This is a genomic window from Paenibacillus hunanensis (assembly GCF_014645615.1).
Classification (GTDB): domain Bacteria; phylum Bacillota; class Bacilli; order Paenibacillales; family Paenibacillaceae; genus Saccharibacillus; species Saccharibacillus hunanensis.
This window is the reverse complement of record NZ_BMMB01000046.1, coordinates 1-1,101: the sequence shown is the minus strand read 5'-3', so window position 1 is coordinate 1,101 and position 1,101 is coordinate 1. Positions and strand designations below refer to the sequence as shown.

Sequence of the window (1,101 nt, the reverse complement as noted above, 5' to 3'; positions counted from 1 at the left end):
GTGTCATGTATCCCAGTGATCCGTGAATGCGATGCTTGTTAAACCAGTTGACATAGTCGTATAATTCCAATTCTAGATGAGGAAGACTGTGGAATTGCATCTGGTAGATAAACTCCGTTTTCATGACCTTGTAGGTAGCTTCAGCCACGGCATTATCGTAGGGACACCCTTTCTTACTGAGAGATCGGCCGATACCAAAGGTTTTGAGAAGTTCGTCCATCGTGTGGTTGTTAAACTCGCTACCGCGATCCGTATGGAACCACTGGATCTGGCTGAGATCACCTTCTACCGTAGCAAAGGCGCGGGAAATCAGCGCAGCGTCCTTCGCGGGGCCTGCACTGTGACCAATAATCTCTCGGTTGAAGAGATCAATGAGGATACAAACGTAGTGCCACCTTTGCCCAACTTTTACGTAGGTCAGATCACTGACGATGAAGCGTTTGCTTTCCGTCTGTTCAAACTCACGATCCAATACATTTGCTGTTCTCGACTCATTACAAACCGTTTTGTGGGGCTTGAACTGAGCAATGGTGTACGTGGAGACAAGGCCCTGTTCTTGCATGATTCGGCCTATACGACGTCTGGAGACGATAACCCCTCGTTCCTGAAGTTCTACTTTCAGTTTTCGTGTGCCGTAGGCTTTTCGGTTCTTGTGGAAGATTTCCACGATGGCTTGTGTCAAATCATCTTCTTTCGGCGATTCCTTGGCTTCATAGTAGAACGTACTTTTAGCGATTTCGAGGACGTCACACATTGCTGATACTGAGTATTTATCACGATTATTCTGGATGATAGCTACTTTCGTCCCATGATCAGCGCGGCTTGCTTTAAAATATCATTCTCCATCCGTAGACGTTGGAGTTCTTTACGCAAGGCGATCAATTCGTTTTCTTCTGGCGAACGATTGTCCTTTTCTTTAAAGGAACCCGTTGTCTTCGTTTGCTTAATCCACCGATCTAAAGCCGAGGCTGTGAGGTCATATTCCTCGACTAAAGCTGCCCTAGACTTCCCGTTTTCATAGAGTTGTACCATTTGTTTTTTGAATTCTGGTGTAAAGGTACGTCGTTGTTGTTTTGGCATTGTAGAGATCCGCTCCTTCGT

The 1,101-nt window shown here is 46.0% G+C and carries 1 protein-coding gene; it reads right to left on the bottom strand.

Annotated elements, in window-relative coordinates:
* Positions 1-1,080 (bottom strand): IS3 family transposase gene (locus IEX62_RS23525; RefSeq protein WP_188778825.1). Its coding sequence is split into 2 segments (ribosomal slippage), with 1,081 coding nucleotides annotated over them: positions 1-831 and positions 831-1,080; the frame shifts between segments, so codons are not numbered across the junction. This gene is flagged as partial in the annotation.
* Positions 1,081-1,101: the final 21 nt, after the last annotated feature.